Here is a 1141-nt window from a genome sequence, read left to right as displayed (position 1 = left end):
GTGGCCGCCGACCTGATCGACATCGCCCGCGGCAACGCCGTGCCCGTCTGGGGCCGCAGCACCGACGGCCTGACCCAGGTCGAGGCCCTGCCCCGCACCGCGTTCAACGAGGAATATTACCTGCGCCTGAACGTCCATGACCGCCCCGGCGTGATCGCCGACGTCACGGCCGTCCTGCGCGATTACGGCGTATCCCTGCGCAGCATGCTGCAGCACGGGCGGGCCGCGTCCGACGATCCGACCGTCGCCGACGCGCCCTCCGTGCCGCTGGTCCTGGTCACGCACCGCACGCGCGAATCCGCGATGATCGAGGCCCTGGCCAGGATCGCAGCCCTGCCGGCGGTGATCGGCAACCCGGCGATGATCCGCATCGAAGCCGGCTGACCCGACCACCGCTCCGCGTTTGGGGGGCGATCGCGCCCCCTGGAACGGCCGGCACCAGAACCGGCCAGAACGAGAGGATTAAGCGATGACGTCCAAACCGAATGCCGGCTACCAGGTCACCGACCGCAACCTGGCCCTCGAACTGGTCCGCGTGACCGAGGCCGCCGCCATGGCCGCCTCCCACTGGACCGGCCGCGGCCGCAAGAACGAGGCCGACGGCGCCGCCGTCGAGGCCATGCGCCAGGCCTTCGACACGGTCGCCATCGACGGCACGGTGGTGATCGGCGAGGGCGAGATGGACGAGGCCCCGATGCTCTTCATCGGCGAGAAGGTCGGCGCCGGCGGCCCGGCGATGGACATCGCCGTCGATCCGCTCGAGGGCACCAATCTCTGCGCCAAGAACATGCCCAACGCCCTGACCGTGGTCGCGCTGGCCGAGGCCGGGAATTTCCTGCACGCCCCCGACATCTACATGGAGAAGATCGTCGTCGGCCCCGACCTGCCGGCCGGCGTGGTCGACCTCGACGCCGCGATCGGCATCAATCTGCGCGAACTCGCCCGCGCCAAGCGCAAGGACATCTCCGAACTCACCCTCTGCGCCCTCGAGCGCGAACGGCACGAGGAACTGATCGCCAAAACGCGTGAGGCCGGGGCCCGCGTCATGCTGCTCAGCGACGGCGACGTCGCCGCCGCCATCGCCGCGTGCCTGCCCGACAGCCGGGTGGACATCTATGCCGGTTCGGGCGGCGCGCCCGAG

2 protein-coding genes are annotated in these 1141 nt (G+C 70.7%); both read left to right on the top strand.

Features of this window, described 5'->3' with window-relative positions; translation table 11 throughout:
- Positions 1 to 384: ACT domain-containing protein (locus HUK84_RS19450; protein WP_176641678.1), on the top strand; the 384-nt coding region annotated here is incomplete at its 5' end.
- Positions 385 to 469: 85 nt separating this feature from the next.
- Positions 470 to 1141, top strand: a 672-nt coding sequence (glpX, locus tag HUK84_RS19445; RefSeq protein WP_176641677.1) for a class II fructose-bisphosphatase, incomplete at its 3' end; no start/stop codon positions are given.

Origin of the sequence: Nguyenibacter vanlangensis, assembly GCF_013376155.1 — a bacterium.
Lineage (GTDB): Bacteria > Pseudomonadota > Alphaproteobacteria > Acetobacterales > Acetobacteraceae > Gluconacetobacter > Gluconacetobacter vanlangensis.
This window is presented reverse-complemented; position numbering and strand designations above follow the sequence as displayed.